This is a genomic window from Hydrogenophaga pseudoflava, assembly GCF_031020795.1.
GTDB classification, from domain to species: Bacteria; Pseudomonadota; Gammaproteobacteria; order Burkholderiales; family Burkholderiaceae_C; genus Hydrogenophaga; species Hydrogenophaga pseudoflava_A.
This window is the reverse complement of record NZ_JAVHJP010000007.1, coordinates 160937-175224: the sequence shown is the minus strand read 5'-3', so window position 1 is coordinate 175224 and position 14288 is coordinate 160937. Positions and strand designations below refer to the sequence as shown.

Here is a 14288-nt window from a genome sequence, read left to right as displayed (position 1 = left end):
GTCACTTCATGCACGCCCTGCTCGACACCCTCGCCACCGCCGTCATGCCCAGCGACGCACAGCGCCTGTTCCACGGCCGCGGCGGCCTGTTCCCGGGCCACGAAGCCTGGGCGCTGGACGCTTACCCGCCAGTCTGGCTGGTCACCAAGTTCGGTCTGGCCTCGCCAGAGGAACGGGCGCAGCTGACGGAGGCCCTGCGGGTGCGGCAGGCACAGCTCGCGCCCGACCAGCCGCTGAACGCCGTGTTGCAGACGCGGCATGAGGGCCGCAGCGAAACCACCGTGCTGGCCGGAAGCGTGCCCGAGCCGCACGTGGTGCGTGAAGACGGCGCGCAGTACCGCGTCCACCTGCTGCGCGGCCAGAACCACGGCCTGTTCCTCGACATGGCCGAAGGCCGGCGCTGGGTGCGCGCGCACGCGAACGGCGCCAAGGTGCTCAACCTCTTCGCCTACACCTGCGCGTTTTCGGTGGCCGCGCTGCAGGGCGGCGCGAAAGAGGTGGTCAACCTCGACATGGCGCAGGGCGCACTCACCACCGGCCAGCAGAACCACCAGCTCAACGGACTGTCGGGCGGCGCCAGGTTCCTCGCGCACGACCTGTTCAGCTCCTGGGGCAAGGTGACGCGCATGGGGCCCTACGACCTGGTGATCGCCGATCCGCCGAGCTACCAGAAGGGCAGCTTCGTCGCGACCAAGGACTGGCCGCGCCTGCTGCGCCGCCTGCCCGACCTGCTCAAGCCCGGTGGCCGCGCCCTGCTCTGCCTGAACGCGCCCGAGATTCCCGAGCAGTACCTGCGCGAGCAGCTGGCCGCCGAAGCGCCCGAACTGGTGGTGGAGCAGCGCCTGCCCAACCCCGCCGCTTTCGCCGACTTGTCCTCCGACCGCGCGCTCAAGGTGCTGGTGGCGCGGCTGCCGACGCTGGCCTGACGTCCGTCAGTGGCAGCCGCTGCTGCGGCCACTGCAGCCCCTGCAGGCGCCGCAGGCAGAGGGCTGCGAGGTCTCGCCGCCTGCCGTGCGGGCGACCGCAGCCCTTGCGCGCACCCGTCCCCACCACGGCCGCAGCAGGTACATCAGCGCAGCCCCCACGCACAGCAACACGATCACAAGCTGGAGGTTCATGCACCGCTCCAGGCCAGCACCAGCCGGTAGGTGAGCCACGAGGCCACCCAGGCCAGGACGAACAGGTAGACTGTGACGATGCCGGCGTGGCGCCAACTGCCCGCCTCGCGGCGGATGGCGGCCAGCGTGGCCACGCATTGCGGCGCGTAGACGAACCAGACCAGCAGCGACAACGCCGTGGCCAGGGACCACTGACTGCCGATCAGGCCGCCCAGCGCCTCGGCCACCTGATCCCCGGTGGCGCTCAGCGCGTAGACCGTGCCCAGCGCAGCAACCACGACCTCGCGCGCCGCCATGGCCGGGATCAACGCCACGACGATGCGCCAGTCGAAGCCCAGGGGAGCAAACAGCGGCGCCAGGAACAGGCCCAGGCGGCCGGCGAAGCTGGCCTCGACCGGTGCACCGGTGAAGCCCTCGGGCGGCGCCGGGTAGCTGGACAGGAACCACAACAGCACCATCAGCGCCAGGATGATCCCGCCCACACGCTTCACGAAGATCAGAGTGCGTTCCCAGAGCCCGCGAGCGACGCTGCGCGCGCTGGGCCAGCGGTAGGCCGGCAACTCCATCAGCAGCGGCGTCGAACGGCGGCCGGCGCCGCGGCGGGACACGATGAAGGCCACCGCCATCGCGCTGGCGATGCCCATCGCATACAGGCCGAACAGCACCAGACCCTGCAGGTTGAACAGGCCCGCCACCGTGCGCTGCGGCACGAAGGCGCCGATCAGCAGCGCATACACCGGCAGCCGCGCCGAGCAGGTCATCAGCGGCGCCACCAGGATGGTCAGCCAGCGGTCGCGCCAGTGGCTGATGGTGCGCGTGGCCATGATGCCGGGCACCGCACAGGCGAAGCTGGACAGCAGCGGGATGAACGAGCGGCCCGAGAGCCCCACGCTGCCCATCAGCCGGTCCATCAGGAAGGCCGCGCGCGGCAGGTAGCCCGAGTCTTCGAGCAGGAAGATGAACAGGAACAGCACCAGGATCTGCGGCAGGAACACCAGCACCCCGCCCACGCCCGCAATCACACCGTCCACCAGCAGGCTGCGCAACGGCCCCTCGGCCATGTGCGCGGCCACCTGTTCGCCCAGCCAGCCCATGCCGGCCTCGATCAGGTCCATGGGCCAGGCCGCCCAGGCGAATACGGCCTGGAACATCAGCAGCAACAGCCCCGCGAGCAGCGCATAGCCCCAGACCGGGTGCAGCGCCCAGCGGTCGATGCGGTCGTCGGCGGTCCATCGGCGCTGCGGCTCGTCCAGCACCGCGGCCAGCAGCGTGCGCACCCGCAGGTTCAGCTGCCCGGGATCGGTGGCGTCGTCCAGGTTGCCGGGCGGCCGGGGTGGCGGCAGGCCGGCCGCCATCAGTTCGTCGAGCTGGCGCAACAGGGCCTGCGCGCCGTCGCGCTGCACGCCCACGGCCGGGACCACCGACATGCCCAGCTCCTCGGCCAGCCGGCCGGTGTCGATGCGCACGCCCCGCGCCTGCGCCACATCGGCCATGTTCAGCACCAGCACCATGGGCAGGCCCAGGGCCTGGGCTTCGAGCACCAGGCGCAGGTTCAGCCGCAGGTGGGTGGCGTCGACCACGCAGACCAGCAGGTCGGGCCGCGCCTGGCCGGGCAGCCGGCCGGTGACCACGTCGCGCGTGACCGACTCGTCCTGGCTCAGCGGTTCGAGGCTGTAAGTGCCCGGCAGGTCCAGCACCTGGGCGCGCCGGCCCTGCGGCGTTTCCAGCCAGCCCTGCTTGCGCTCGACCGTCACGCCCGCGTAGTTGGCGACCTTCTGGCGAGCGCCGGTGAGCAGGTTGAACAGTGCGGTCTTGCCGCAGTTCGGGTTGCCCAGCAACGCCAGGCGGGGCAGTGCCACGGCGTCGTTCATGCGAGCTCCCGCACGCGCAGCAGGGCCGCCTCGTGGGCGCGCAGCGCAAAGGTGGCGCCGCCCACGCGCACGGCGATGGGCCCGCCCCGGCCACCGGCACGCGCCACGATCTCCACCGCCTCGCCGGGCAGGAAACCCAGTTCCGCCAGGCGGTGCAGGGTACGACGGATTTCGGAGTCGTGCACCGGCGCGAAGCCCTGCAACACCGCAGATGTGCGCAGGGGCCAGGCATCGAGCGTGCGGGGCGTGGTGTCGCGGGCGTCCGGACAGGCGCCGGCACAGGTGGGGGACGATGCGGTGGACATGGTGAAACCCGACTCCTGAAACAAGGAAGGTTTCAATGTAGCTAAACGAGAGTGTTTCTCATTTGCTTTTGATCAAGGTCCGACCGATTTCTTCGTCAATCGCACCCATTTGCTTTAGGCCTGAATTATTTTCCGATCGTTGGGAATAACCGACACCACGGTTTTTTCGCGGGTGCTACCTTCCCCGGACGATGAAAAGCAATCCCCCACGCCCCAAAAAGCTCTGGGACATTTCCCCTCCTGTGCACGCCGGCTCGCCCGTGTTTCCGGGCGACACGGCCTACCAGCAGCAGTGGGTGGCGAACATCTCGCCCGGCTGCCCGGTCAATGTCAGCGCCATCACACTGAGCCCTCACGTGGGCGCCCACGCCGACGCGCCGCTGCACTACGACCCCGACGGCGCGGCCATCGGCGCCGTAGACCTGCAGGCCTTCATCGGCCCGTGCCGGGTGATCCACGCCATCGGCTGCGGGCCGCTCGTGCAGCCTGAGCATCTGGCGCACGCCATGAACGACCTCCCGCCCAGGGTTCTGGTGCGGGTGTACGAACACATGCCGCAGGCCGCGTTCGACAACGCCCTGCCCGCTTTCGCGCCCGAGACCGTGACCCTGCTGGCCGACCGTGGCGTGGTGCTGATCGGCATCGACAGCGCCAGCATCGACCCGGCCGACAGCAAGATCCTGGACAGCCACCAGACCATCCGGCGCCGCGGCCTGCGCGTGCTGGAGAACCTGCTGCTGGACGACGTGCCCGAGGGCGACTACGAGTTGATCGCCCTGCCCCTGAAACTGACCACCGCCGACGCCAGCCCGGTGCGCGCGGTGCTGCGTGAAGTGTGAACCCCAAGGAGACACCGATGACCACAAAAGAAGACTGCCTGCAGATGGACACCCAGGACCCGCTGCGCGACCTGCGCGACGAGTTCAACCTGCCGGTCGACACCATCTACCTCGACGGCAACTCGCTGGGCGTGATGCCGCGCGCCGCGCCCGGCCGTGTGGCCCAGGTGGTGACGCAGGAGTGGGGCACCGACCTGATCCAGAGCTGGAACAAGCACGGCTGGTTCCAGATGCCGGGCAAGGTGGGCGACAAGATCGCGCGCCTGATCGGCGCCGGCCCCGGCGAGGTGGTGGCCACCGACAGCACCTCGGTCAACCTGTTCAAGGTGCTGAGCGCGGCCATGAACGTCGCCGCCGCCGATGCGCCGCAGCGCAAACGCATCGTGAGCGAGCGCAGCAACTTCCCGACCGACCTCTACATCGCCGAGGCCCTGTGCAAACAGCACGGCATGGAACTGGTGCTGGTCGAGCCCGAAGAGATCGACGACGCGCTCACCGCCGAGGTCGCCATCCTGATGCTCACGCACGTCAACTACCGCACCGGCGCCATGCACGACATGGCGGCCGTGACGGCCGCTGCGCACGCCGAGGGCATCCTGACCGTGTGGGACCTGGCGCACAGCGCGGGCGCGGTGCCGGTGGAACTGAAAATGGCCAAGGCCGACTTTGCCGTCGGCTGCGGCTACAAATACCTCAACGGCGGCCCCGGTGCACCGGCCTTCGTGTGGGTGAACCCGCTGCACGCCGACCGCTTCTGGCAGCCGCTGGCCGGCTGGTGGGGCCACGCGGCGCCGTTCGCCTTCACGCCCGACTACCAGCCCGCCCCAGGCATCACGCGCTACCAGTGCGGCACGCAACCCATGATCAGCCTGGCCGCGCTCGAATGCGGCGTGGACACCGTGCTGGGCGCCGAGCCCTTCGGCGGCATGGCCGCGCTGCGCACCAAGTCGCTGGCGCTGACCGACCTGTTCATCCAGCTCGTGGAAGAGCGCTGCGCCGGCCATGGTCTGGGCCTGGCGACGCCGCGTGAGCATGCGCTGCGCGGCTCGCAGATCTGCCTCACGCGCGACGAAGGCGCCTACGCCATCGTGCAGGCCCTGATCGCGCGCGGCGTGATCGGCGACTTCCGCGCCGGAGACGGTGGGCGCCACCAGGACATCCTGCGTTTCGGCTTCACGCCGCTCTACATCGGTTTCGTCGACGTCTGGAACGCGGTCGAACACCTGAAGCAGGTGCTCGAATCGGGCGAGTGGAAACGCCCCGAGTTCCACCAGAAGCACGCGGTGACCTGAGAGGAGACGCCATGGCCTGCCCCCATCACACCCCCCACGACCAGCCCGCCACCTCGGCCACCGAAGCCATCGTTCGCGACGAGAAGGCGCGCCTGGATTTCAGCCGCGACATGAGCTACGGCGACTACCTGCAGCTCGACGCCATCCTGAACGCCCAGAAACCGCTGTCGCCCGCGCACGACGAACTGCTGTTCATCGTGCAGCACCAGACCAGCGAACTCTGGATGAAGCTGATGCTGCACGAGCTGACCGCGGCCATCCGCAACATCGCGGACGACCAGCTCAACCCGGCCTTCAAGCAGATGGCGCGCGTGTCCAAGATCATGGAACAGCTGGTGCACGCCTGGGATGTACTGGCCACCATGACGCCGCCGGAGTACAGCGCCATCCGCCCCTACCTGGGCCACTCCAGCGGCTTCCAGAGCTTCCAGTACCGCTGCATCGAGTTCTCGATGGGCAACAAGAACGCCGCCATGCTTCAGCCGCACGCACACCACCCGGAGCGCGCGGCCATGGTGCAGGCGGCCTACGAGGCGCCCTCCCTGTACGACGAGTCCCTGCGCCTGCTGGCGCGCCGCGGCATCGCCGTGCCGGCCTCGCACACCGCGCGCGACTGGACGAAACCCTACGAGCCCAGCGACGCGGTCGAACAGGCCTGGCTCCAGGTCTACCGCGACCCGAAGCGGCACTGGGACCTCTACCAGCTGGGCGAGGAACTGACCGACCTGGAAGACGCCTTCCGCCTCTGGCGCTTCCGCCACGTGACCACGGTGGAACGCGTGATCGGTTTCAAGCGCGGCACCGGCGGCACCGGCGGCGTGAGCTACCTGCGAAAAATGCTGGACGTGGTTTTGTTCCCGGAGATCTGGAAGCTTCGCACAGACCTCTGAATTTCCGGGTCAGGCGTCCGGATTGCCTCGGGGCACTCCCTGCCCCCGACAACCCCGAAAGGACGACCCATGACACCCCAACGTTACGCCAGCTGCATCGACGCCTGTGTGAAGTGCGCCCTGGCCTGCCACCACTGCTCGGCCGCCTGCCTGAAGGAGGACGATGTGAAGCACATGGCACGGTGCATCGCGCTGGACATGGACTGCGCTGCGATCTGCGAACTCGCCGCGGCCGCCATGGCCCGCGACAGTGAGCACGCGCAAGCGTTCTGCGCACTGTGTGCCGACCTCTGCGACGCCTGTGGTGCCGAATGCGCGCGGCACGAGATGGACCACTGCCAGGCCTGCGCCGAGGCCTGCCGCGCGTGCGCCAGTGCCTGCCGGGAGATGGCGACGGCCGCCTGAGGGCGGTGGCGGCGCCCTGCGACGGGCTGCGGCATCATGGCGCATGGCCGCCATCACCCTTGACCACCTGCGCCGCCACGCCGTGGCGCGCAGCCTCTTCACACCCACCACCCTGCCCCGGGCCCTTGCGCGGCTCGGCTTCGTGCAGGCCGATCCGATCCGCGCGCCCGCGCGGGCGCAGGACCTGACGCTGCGCCACCGTGTGCGGGACTACCGCGTGGGCGAGCTGGAGCGGCGTTACACCCGGCTCGCGGTCGAAGAGGACTTCTTCGTCAACTACGGCTTCGTCACGCCCGAGCTGCACGCGCTGATGCACCCACGCAGCGCGCTGCGCGAATGGCCGGCCGACCGCTGGGCGCAGGCCGAGGCGGTCTGGCACTTCGTGCAGGCGCGCGGCGCGGCCCACCCGCGCGAGGTCGACGCCCAGTTCGCCCACGGCCACACCATCAACGGCTTCGGTGGCCGGTCCAAGGCCAGCACCGAGTTGCTGGATGCCATGCACTACCGCGGTCTGCTGCGCGTGGCCCGGCGCGACAACGGCATCCGCCTCTACGCCGCGCGCCAGCCGCACACCCCACCCGAGGACGTGGCGGCGACCCTGGACCGCCTGGTGGACGTATTGGTCAACAAATACGCCCCGCTGCCCCAGCCCGGGCTGCGCCAGCTGGTGGCCATGCTCCAGCACGCGGTGCCGCAGTGGAAGGGCCAGCTGCGCGCCGCGCTGCAACGCGCCACACAGCGCCTGCCGAATACCGAGCTGGACGGTGTGCGCTGGTTCTGGCCGGAAGGCGAAGACCCGGCCTCACGCCGCTGGAAAACCGATGAACGGGTGCGCCTGCTCGCCCCCTTCGACCCCGTGGTCTGGGACCGCGACCGCTTCGAACGCCTCTGGGGCTGGGCGTACCGCTTCGAGGCCTACACGCCACCGGCCAAACGGGTGCGCGGCTACTACGCCCTGCCCCTGCTCTGGCGCGACGAAGTGATCGGCTGGGGCAACCTGTCGGTGGCGGGCGGACGGCTGCGCGCCGACCTGGGCTACGTCAACGGAACACCACCGAAAGACCGGGATTTCCGGCGGGCGCTGGACGCCGAACTGGCGGACATGGCCGCCTGTCTCGGTGTCAGTTGGGTTTGATGCTGTTCTTCTGAATCACTTCAGACATCGCCGCTGTATCCAGCGCGATGCGACGGGCCAGACCTTCCGGCGAGGTGCCCGCCACCTGCCAGCCCTGCTGGAGAATCTTCTGGCGGATCTCTGGGCGTCGCACGATCTCGGCCAGCAGCGCGGCCAGCTTCAGCACATGGGCCTTGGGCATGCCCACCGGCGCGGCCACCGCGTTCCAGATCTCCAGCTGCAGGCCCTGCACACCCGCGTCGGCCAGGCTCGCCACCTCGGGCACCACCGGGCTGCGGCCGGTGGACGTGACGCCAATGGCCCGGAGCTTGCCGCCCTGGACCTGGGGCATGGCCAGCCCGGGCGGCAGCAGCGCCATCTGGATCTGGCCGCCGATCAGCGCCGTGATCACCTGCGGGTTGCCCGGGTAGGGCACGTGCACCGGCGCGATGCCGGCCTTGGCCTTGAGCAGTTCCATGCCCAGGTGGGCCACGGTGCCCACACCGGGGGTGCCGTAGTTGAGCTGGCCGCCCTGGGCCTTGGCCTGGTCGAAAAAGGCCTTGCCGACGGGAGCACCCGCGGGCGCAGCCAGCACCAGCGGCGACACGGCGATCAGCGAGACCGGCTGCAGGTCCTTGAGCGGGTCGTAGGTGGTGGCGGGGTTGAGGATCTTGGCGATGGTCAGGTTGCCGTTGATCATCAGGCCGATGGTGTGGTCGTCGGTGGCGCGGGCCACCGCGTCGGCGCCGATGTTGCCGCCAGCACCGGTCTTGTTCTCGACAATCACCGGCTGGCCCAGCGCCTGCGACAGCGGCTCGGCCAGCAGTCGCGCGGTCAGGTCGGGCGAGGACCCGGCCGGAAAACCCACCACCATCTTCAGCGGCCGGCTGGGCCAGCTGCCTGTCTGGGCCAGGGAGGTCGAGACACCGCAGGCAAGTGCCACGGCGGCAGCGGCGAGGGTGAGGCGGCGGAAAGGCTTGAACATGGTGTCTCCTGGAACGTCACGCCAGCGGGTCGGGTGGACCGCTGTAGAGCCAGGGATTGTCCATCAGCGATTCACCCAGCACCGCCATGGCCGCGTTGCGTGCCAGGCGCAGCGCGCCGCTGGCGTGGAAGATGGTGCCGTTGCGCTGGGAACGGGTCTGCACGCGCGCGTTGCGCTGCCAGCGGGTCTGGGCGTAGCGCGCGAACAGCGCGGTCCAGTCGATGGCACCCTGGGCCGCTTCTGCCAGCCGGCCCAGTGTCCAGGCGTCCTCGATCGCCATGGCCGCGCCCTGGGCCAGGTAGGGCCGCAGCGGGTGCGCCGCATCACCCAGCAGCGCCACGCGCCCTCGGGCATGTTCCTCCGGGCTGGCCACCGGCGAGCGGTCGTTGAGCGCCCAGAGCTTCCATTCGCCCACCCGGTCGAGCATGGCCTTGAGGTCCGGGCAGACAGGACCGAGCGCGCGCAGCAGGTCGGCCTGCCGCGCCTCGTGGCTCCAGCTTTGCGGGTCGCTGCCCGGTGGCCCGCCGTGGCCGCGGCCGAGCAGGCCCTCGACCACCGCGACCACGTTGAACCACTCGCCGCGCCGCACGGGGTAATGCACCACGTGCAGGCGCGGCCCGAGCCAGGCAGTGACCACCGGCTCGCGCATCACGCCCGGCAGGTCTTCGGCCGCCACCATGCCCCGGTAGGCCAGGTGACCGCTCACCCGGGCCGGCCGGTTGCCCAGCAGTCCGATGCGCACCCGGCTCCAGAGCCCGTCGGCACCGACCAGGGCATCGGCCTCGTAGCCGGCGTCGTTCTCGCATGTCACGCGCAGGCCCGAGGTCGTTTCCTCGTAGCGGGCCAGCCGGGTGTCCAGGTGCAGGCGCACGCGGGGCTCGCGCTGCACCGCTTCCAGCAGCAGACCGTGCAGGTCGGCGCGGTGGATGGTGGCGTAGGGCGCGCCGTAGTGGGCCCGGCTGAAGGCGCCCAGGCGCAGCTTGCCCAGCGGGACCGCGTTGTGCGCATCGCGCACCTGCAGCGACTCGGGAAACGCCGCGCAGGCGTGCAGCGCGCGGGACAGGCCCCAGGCATCGAGCACCCGCACGGCGTTGGGGCCGAGCTGCAGGCCCGCCCCCACCTCCCCGAACGCGCTGGCCTGCTCCAGCAGGTCCACCTCCACGCCCGCGCGCGACAGGGCCAGCGCGCACGCCAGCCCACCAATGCCGCCACCGGCGACGACGACCTTTTGATTCATGGCGGCGATTGTGCCGGCCCGCCACCCGCCGACGTTGACGAAGGTCAGGGTTATCTACAGGACTCTGTTGAACCAGAGCAGGGAGAGACCCGCCGACATCAGGACGAGGACAGCCGCCGCCAGCGCCAGCAGACCCGACACCTCCGTCTCCTTCTTTTCCACCGTCAGCCGAGTGCTCAGCGACTCGTACACCTGCTTGAGGTTCTCGGCGGTGCCGGCGTAGAAGTACTCGCCCTTGGTGTCGCGCGCCACGGCCTTGAGCGTGTCCTCGTCCAGCCGCACCCGCATCGACCAGCCCTCGAAACCGATCACCTCACCGTCCACCGTGCCCACGCCCACGGTGTAGACCCGCACGCCCCGGTCGGCCGCCATCTTGGCCGCCTCGGCGGTGTCGACCCCGGTGGTGCGCTGGCCGTCGGTGAGCAGGATGATCGCGGCCGAGCCGTAGGAACCGGGTGGCACCGGCTCGAAGGGCTTTTTCTCGGTCTGCGGCTGGTCGATCGCCCGGCCCTGCGGCGCAAACGGGTCGTTGCTGGCGCGGCCGTAGGTCACGCTGGCCAGGTCCACCTCGCCGGGAAACAGCTCGGACAGCGCCACCACGATGGCGCTGCCGATGGCGGTGGCGCGCTGCATCTGGAACTTGTCGATGGCGGCGTTGAGGTCCTCGCGGCTGAGCGTGACCGGCTGCACCACCTGGGCCGAACCGGCGAACGCCACGATGCCCACCTTCACATGCCGCGGCAGCTCCTGGAGAAAGGCTTTGGCCGCGTTCTGCGAGGCCACCAGGCGGTTGGGCTGCACGTCGGTGGCGCGCATGCTGCCGGAGACGTCCATGGCCAGGATGATGGTCTGCTGGGTCGATGGCAGCGTGATGGTGGCCACCGGACGCGCCGCGGCCAGCAGCATGGCGGTGAACGCGAGCAGCAACAGGACGGGCGGCACATGGCGCCGCCAGCCGGCCGTGCGGCCCATGGCCTCGCGCACGATGGACAGGCTGGCGTAGCGCAGCGCCACCTTCCTGCGGCGGCGCAAGATCCACCAGTACAGCAGCACCAGCAGGGGCAGCACGGCCAGCAGCCAGAGCAGCTGCGGCCAGAGGAAGTTGACGGGCAGGTCCTTCATGCGGCGGCTCCGGAAGGCGTGGGCGCAAGGTGGGCGGGGCGGCCCTGCCGCAGACTGCTGCGGCGCTTGCGCAGGTCCACGAAACGCAGGATGGCGTCGGCCAGGTCGTCGCCGGTGGACAGCTCCAGTGTGTCCACACCGGCACGGCCCAGGCTTTCGAACAGCACGGCCTCGCGCTGCGCGGCGATGCGGGCAAAGCGCTGGCGAAAGCCCTTGTCGGCGGTGTCCACCATCAGCTGTTCGCCGGTTTCGGCGTCTCGGATGGGGATCAGCCCCAGGTCGGGCAGTTCGAGCTCCAGCGGATCGAGCAGGCGCACCGCCACCACGTCGTGGCGCCGCGCGAGTTCGCCCAGCGGTTTCTCCCAGCCGGGCTCGCTGATGAAGTCGGACACCACGAACACGGTGGAGCGCTGCCGCACGCTGAGCGTGGCGGCGTGCAGCAGGTCGGCCAGGCGGGTGGCACCGGCCTCCTTTGCACCGCGCGGCGGCGGCGCCGCGGCATCGGCGCCGATGAGCTGCAGCAGGCGCAGCACCTGCAGGCGACCGCCGCGGGCGGGCAGCACGGTGTCGACCGCCGCCCCGCCGCGCGCGCCATAGAGCATCGCGCCGACGCGGTTGCCGTGGCGGCTGATCAGGCGGGCCAGCACACCCACAAAGCCCTGCAGCAGCTCGCGCTTGCGCTGCTCGCCCGAACCGAAATCGACCGAGGGGCTGAGGTCCAGCAGGAACCAGGCCGCCATCTCGCGGTCTTCGGTGAACACGCGCACGTGCGGCGTCTGCAGGCGCGCGGTGACGTTCCAGTCGATGTGGCGCACGTCGTCGTGGTGCTGGTATTCGCGCAGATCGGCCAGGTCCAGGCCGGTGCCGCGCATCAGCGTGCGGTGGTCGCCCTGCAGCAGGCCGTCGAGCCGCTTGAGCACGGTCCATTCGAGCCGTCGCAACAGCGCTTCTGTGCCCGACGCCCCCACGCTCCGCCGCTGCGCGGGTCGCTGCCCCCCAAGGGGGCTGTCCCCGCCTTGGGGCGGCCCGGCGGCGGGTCCGGCCTCACGCGTTCGCTTGAACAGGCTCAGCAACATGGCGGGGCTCCGGTCAGGCGGCTTTTTTCTCGTGCTCCAGCGGCCGGGCCGGCGCCGGCACCGCCTTCATGATGCGACCGATCAGCGCGTCGCTGGTCAGCCCTTCGGACAGGCCTTCGTAGGACAGCACCACGCGGTGACGCAGCACGTCGGGCACCAGGTCGATCATGTCTTCGGGCAGCGCATAGCTGCGCCCGCGCAGCAGGGCCAGGGCCCGCGCCCCTTCCACCAGACCGATGGTGGCACGCGGGCTGGCGCCGTAGGTGATCAGGCGGGCCGCGTCCTTCAGGCCGTGCCTGTCGGGCGTGCGCGTGGCCGACACCAGCTTGACCGCGTACTGCACCAGCGAGGGGTCCACATAGACCTCGCGGCACTGGGCCTGCAGCGCCGACAGCTGGTCGGTGGTGGCCACGGCGTTGACCTGCACTGCCGGCCCGGTGACGCGCTCGACGATCACGTACTCCTCCTCGTCGGTCGGGTAATCCACCAGCACCTTCATCATGAAACGGTCCACCTGCGCCTCGGGCAGCGGGTAGGTGCCCTCGGTCTCGATGGGGTTCTGCGTCGCCATCACGAGGAAGGGCTCGGGCACGCGGTGCGTCTCGCCGGCGATCGTCACCTGCCGCTCCTGCATCACCTCCAGCAGCGCGCTCTGCACCTTGGCCGGTGCACGGTTGATCTCGTCGGCCAGCAGCAGGTTGGCGAACACCGGGCCGAGCGCGGTGGAGAAGTCGCCGGTCTTCTGGTTGTAGATGCGCGTGCCCACCAGGTCGGCCGGCACCAGGTCGGGCGTGAACTGGATGCGCTTGAAGCGTCCCTGCACCACGTTGGCCAGGGTCTTGACGGTCAGCGTCTTGGCCAGTCCGGGCACGCCCTCAACCAGCAGGTGCCCGCCCGCCAGCAGCGCCACCATGACACGCTCCAGGAACCGGTCCTGCCCCACCACCACGCGCTTGACCTCGTAGAGGATCTGCTCCATGAGCTGGGCGGTGTCGGGGCTGGTGTTCTCGCTCATGAAGGGCTCCTTGGGTTCAGAAGGGGGGAAGTCCGGCGGCCGATGCGGCGCTCTCGATGGGCACGGCAAAACCGATGCCCAGGAAGGTCCGGGCGCGGGTCGGATTGAGGATGCCGGTGACCACACCGACCACCTCGCCGTCCATGGTGACCAGCGGGCCGCCGGAGTTGCCGGGGTTGGCCGCGGCGTCGAACTGGATCAGGTTGCCGATCTCCTGCGTGCCCTCGGGCGACTTGAACGAGCGGCCCAGACCGGAAACCACGCCGGCCGAGGTGGACGGACCGATGCCGAAGGGAAAGCCGACCGCCACCACCTCGTCGCCGGGTGCGAGGTCGGCCGTGCTGCGCAGCGTGGCGGCGTGCAGGTCGTCGGGAATGGTGTGGGCCTGCAGCACCGCCAGGTCGTGCTGGGCCTGCACGCCCGCCACGCTGGCCCGGGACTCGCTGCCGTCGGCGAAGGTCAGCTTGATTGCCTGGGCGGACTGCACCACGTGCAGGTTGGTCAGGATGATGCCCTTGTCCTGGATCACCACACCGGTGCCCACGCCCTGCTCCACCTCCTCACCCTTCTTGTCCTTGTCGTAGGCCACGACGCGCACCACGGCGGGGCGGATCTTCTCGGCCGCACGTGCCGCGCGCGAGGGCAGGTTCTGGGTGCTGAGGGTGCGCAGCACCGCGGCGTCGATGTCCTTCTGCGTCAGGGCCCTGGGTGCGAGCGCCGACTGCTGCCACCAGACACCCCCCAGCAGGGCCAGCACCAGCAGCCAGGCGCTCCAGATCAGGCGGTGGTCCCGCACGGCGCTGCCCAGCCGCTGGCGCCAGCGCGGCCGGGTGGCCGCGGGGGGTGATGTCGGGGCGGCCGCAGGGGCCAGGTCCGGGGTCGTCTCGCCTGCCACCCGCGCCGCCTCCGGCGCTGGGCCGTGGCGGGCCGATCGGCTGTAGAGCGGGGTCTGGCGCATGGCGGACTCCTCGGGCGCCCGGGGCGGGCACGGTGAACAGATGATGCCGGTTTGCGGCGCC

General features: G+C 70.3%; 15 protein-coding genes. 6 read left to right on the top strand and 9 right to left on the bottom strand.

Features of this window, described 5'->3' with window-relative positions; all coding sequences use genetic code 11:
• The first annotated feature begins 8 nt into the window (after nt 1–8).
• Nucleotides 9–926 carry a class I SAM-dependent methyltransferase gene (locus RCO38_RS21005; protein WP_308330395.1) on the top strand — a complete coding sequence of 306 codons (918 nt, stop codon included), beginning with the start codon at nt 9–11 and terminating at the stop codon, nt 924–926.
• A 6-nt stretch (nt 927–932) separates the two neighbouring features.
• Here RCO38_RS21005 and RCO38_RS21000 read toward each other — a convergent pair whose 3' ends face one another.
• Genes RCO38_RS21000 through RCO38_RS20990 form a run of 3 tightly spaced genes read right to left on the bottom strand, consistent with a single transcriptional unit; the run spans nt 933 to nt 3294 of the window.
• On the bottom strand, nt 933–1118 hold the full coding sequence (locus RCO38_RS21000) for a hypothetical protein (protein WP_308330394.1): 186 nt from the start codon (nt 1116–1118) through the stop codon (nt 933–935).
• Nucleotides 1115–2989 carry a ferrous iron transport protein B gene (feoB, locus tag RCO38_RS20995; protein WP_308330393.1) on the bottom strand — a complete coding sequence of 625 codons (1875 nt, stop codon included), beginning with the start codon at nt 2987–2989 and terminating at the stop codon, nt 1115–1117. The genes RCO38_RS21000 and feoB overlap by 4 nt, the downstream gene beginning before the upstream one ends.
• On the bottom strand, nt 2986–3294 hold the full coding sequence (locus RCO38_RS20990; protein WP_308330392.1) for a FeoA family protein: 309 nt from the start codon (nt 3292–3294) through the stop codon (nt 2986–2988). Before RCO38_RS20990 ends, feoB begins: the two co-directional genes overlap by 4 nt.
• A 191-nt stretch (nt 3295–3485) precedes the next feature.
• Here RCO38_RS20990 and kynB point away from each other — a divergent pair, with 191 nt between their 5' ends.
• From kynB to RCO38_RS20965, 5 genes are all read left to right on the top strand, one after another.
• The gene (gene kynB, locus RCO38_RS20985) at nt 3486–4133 is read left to right on the top strand and encodes an arylformamidase (protein ID WP_308330391.1); all 648 of its coding nucleotides are present in this window, start codon (nt 3486–3488) and stop codon (nt 4131–4133) included.
• Between the two features lie 17 nt (nt 4134–4150).
• Nucleotides 4151–5425: a kynureninase gene (gene kynU / locus RCO38_RS20980; RefSeq protein ID WP_308330390.1), complete on the top strand. Its 1275-nt coding sequence runs from the start codon at nt 4151–4153 to the stop codon at nt 5423–5425.
• 11 nt (nt 5426–5436) lie between these two features.
• The gene (kynA, locus tag RCO38_RS20975) at nt 5437–6315 is read left to right on the top strand and encodes a tryptophan 2,3-dioxygenase (protein ID WP_308330389.1); all 879 of its coding nucleotides are present in this window, start codon (nt 5437–5439) and stop codon (nt 6313–6315) included.
• A 69-nt stretch (nt 6316–6384) separates the two neighbouring features.
• A complete protein-coding gene (locus RCO38_RS20970; protein WP_308330388.1) occupies nt 6385–6720 on the top strand; it encodes a four-helix bundle copper-binding protein in 336 nt (111 codons plus the stop codon).
• Between the two features lie 43 nt (nt 6721–6763).
• The gene (locus RCO38_RS20965) at nt 6764–7855 is read left to right on the top strand and encodes a DNA glycosylase AlkZ-like family protein (RefSeq protein WP_308330387.1); all 1092 of its coding nucleotides are present in this window, start codon (nt 6764–6766) and stop codon (nt 7853–7855) included.
• Here RCO38_RS20965 and RCO38_RS20960 read toward each other — a convergent pair.
• The 6 genes from RCO38_RS20960 to RCO38_RS20935 are packed head-to-tail and all read right to left on the bottom strand — an operon-like array spanning nt 7842 to nt 14227.
• On the bottom strand, nt 7842–8819 hold the full coding sequence (locus RCO38_RS20960; protein ID WP_308330386.1) for a Bug family tripartite tricarboxylate transporter substrate binding protein: 978 nt from the start codon (nt 8817–8819) through the stop codon (nt 7842–7844). The two genes, RCO38_RS20965 and RCO38_RS20960, sit on opposite strands and share 14 nt — an antisense overlap.
• A gap of 16 nt (nt 8820–8835) precedes the next feature.
• Nucleotides 8836–10056: an FAD-dependent monooxygenase gene (locus RCO38_RS20955; RefSeq protein ID WP_308330385.1), complete on the bottom strand. Its 1221-nt coding sequence runs from the start codon at nt 10054–10056 to the stop codon at nt 8836–8838.
• A 54-nt stretch (nt 10057–10110) separates the two neighbouring features.
• On the bottom strand, nt 10111–11178 hold the full coding sequence (locus tag RCO38_RS20950) for a VWA domain-containing protein (RefSeq protein ID WP_308330384.1): 1068 nt from the start codon (nt 11176–11178) through the stop codon (nt 10111–10113).
• Nucleotides 11175–12254 carry a DUF58 domain-containing protein gene (locus RCO38_RS20945; RefSeq protein ID WP_308330383.1) on the bottom strand — a complete coding sequence of 360 codons (1080 nt, stop codon included), beginning with the start codon at nt 12252–12254 and terminating at the stop codon, nt 11175–11177. The genes RCO38_RS20950 and RCO38_RS20945 overlap by 4 nt, the downstream gene beginning before the upstream one ends.
• Before the next feature lie 13 nt (nt 12255–12267).
• Nucleotides 12268–13269, bottom strand: a complete 1002-nt coding sequence (locus RCO38_RS20940) for an AAA family ATPase (RefSeq protein ID WP_308330382.1) — start codon at nt 13267–13269, stop codon at nt 12268–12270.
• A gap of 16 nt (nt 13270–13285) precedes the next feature.
• Nucleotides 13286–14227 carry a S1C family serine protease gene (locus RCO38_RS20935; RefSeq protein ID WP_308330381.1) on the bottom strand — a complete coding sequence of 314 codons (942 nt, stop codon included), beginning with the start codon at nt 14225–14227 and terminating at the stop codon, nt 13286–13288.
• Nucleotides 14228–14288: the final 61 nt, after the last annotated feature.

What these genes read in the sequence shown, in the direction of transcription:
- feoB (WP_308330393.1), bottom strand. Translation starts at nt 2,989, where the DNA reads ATGAACGACGCCGTGGCACTGCCCCGCCTGGCGTTGCTGGGCAACCCG.
- RCO38_RS21000 (WP_308330394.1), bottom strand. Translation starts at nt 1,118, where the DNA reads ATGAACCTCCAGCTTGTGATCGTGTTGCTGTGCGTGGGGGCTGCGCTG.
- RCO38_RS20965 (WP_308330387.1), top strand. Translation starts at nt 6,764, where the DNA reads ATGGCCGCCATCACCCTTGACCACCTGCGCCGCCACGCCGTGGCGCGC.
- RCO38_RS20935 (WP_308330381.1), bottom strand. Translation starts at nt 14,227, where the DNA reads ATGCGCCAGACCCCGCTCTACAGCCGATCGGCCCGCCACGGCCCAGCG.
- RCO38_RS20945 (WP_308330383.1), bottom strand. Translation starts at nt 12,254, where the DNA reads ATGTTGCTGAGCCTGTTCAAGCGAACGCGTGAGGCCGGACCCGCCGCC.
- RCO38_RS21005 (WP_308330395.1), top strand. Translation starts at nt 9, where the DNA reads ATGCACGCCCTGCTCGACACCCTCGCCACCGCCGTCATGCCCAGCGAC.
- kynB (WP_308330391.1), top strand. Translation starts at nt 3,486, where the DNA reads ATGAAAAGCAATCCCCCACGCCCCAAAAAGCTCTGGGACATTTCCCCT.
- RCO38_RS20940 (WP_308330382.1), bottom strand. Translation starts at nt 13,269, where the DNA reads ATGAGCGAGAACACCAGCCCCGACACCGCCCAGCTCATGGAGCAGATC.
- RCO38_RS20990 (WP_308330392.1), bottom strand. Translation starts at nt 3,294, where the DNA reads ATGTCCACCGCATCGTCCCCCACCTGTGCCGGCGCCTGTCCGGACGCC.
- RCO38_RS20955 (WP_308330385.1), bottom strand. Translation starts at nt 10,056, where the DNA reads ATGAATCAAAAGGTCGTCGTCGCCGGTGGCGGCATTGGTGGGCTGGCG.
- kynA (WP_308330389.1), top strand. Translation starts at nt 5,437, where the DNA reads ATGGCCTGCCCCCATCACACCCCCCACGACCAGCCCGCCACCTCGGCC.
- RCO38_RS20950 (WP_308330384.1), bottom strand. Translation starts at nt 11,178, where the DNA reads ATGAAGGACCTGCCCGTCAACTTCCTCTGGCCGCAGCTGCTCTGGCTG.
- RCO38_RS20960 (WP_308330386.1), bottom strand. Translation starts at nt 8,819, where the DNA reads ATGTTCAAGCCTTTCCGCCGCCTCACCCTCGCCGCTGCCGCCGTGGCA.
- RCO38_RS20970 (WP_308330388.1), top strand. Translation starts at nt 6,385, where the DNA reads ATGACACCCCAACGTTACGCCAGCTGCATCGACGCCTGTGTGAAGTGC.
- kynU (WP_308330390.1), top strand. Translation starts at nt 4,151, where the DNA reads ATGACCACAAAAGAAGACTGCCTGCAGATGGACACCCAGGACCCGCTG.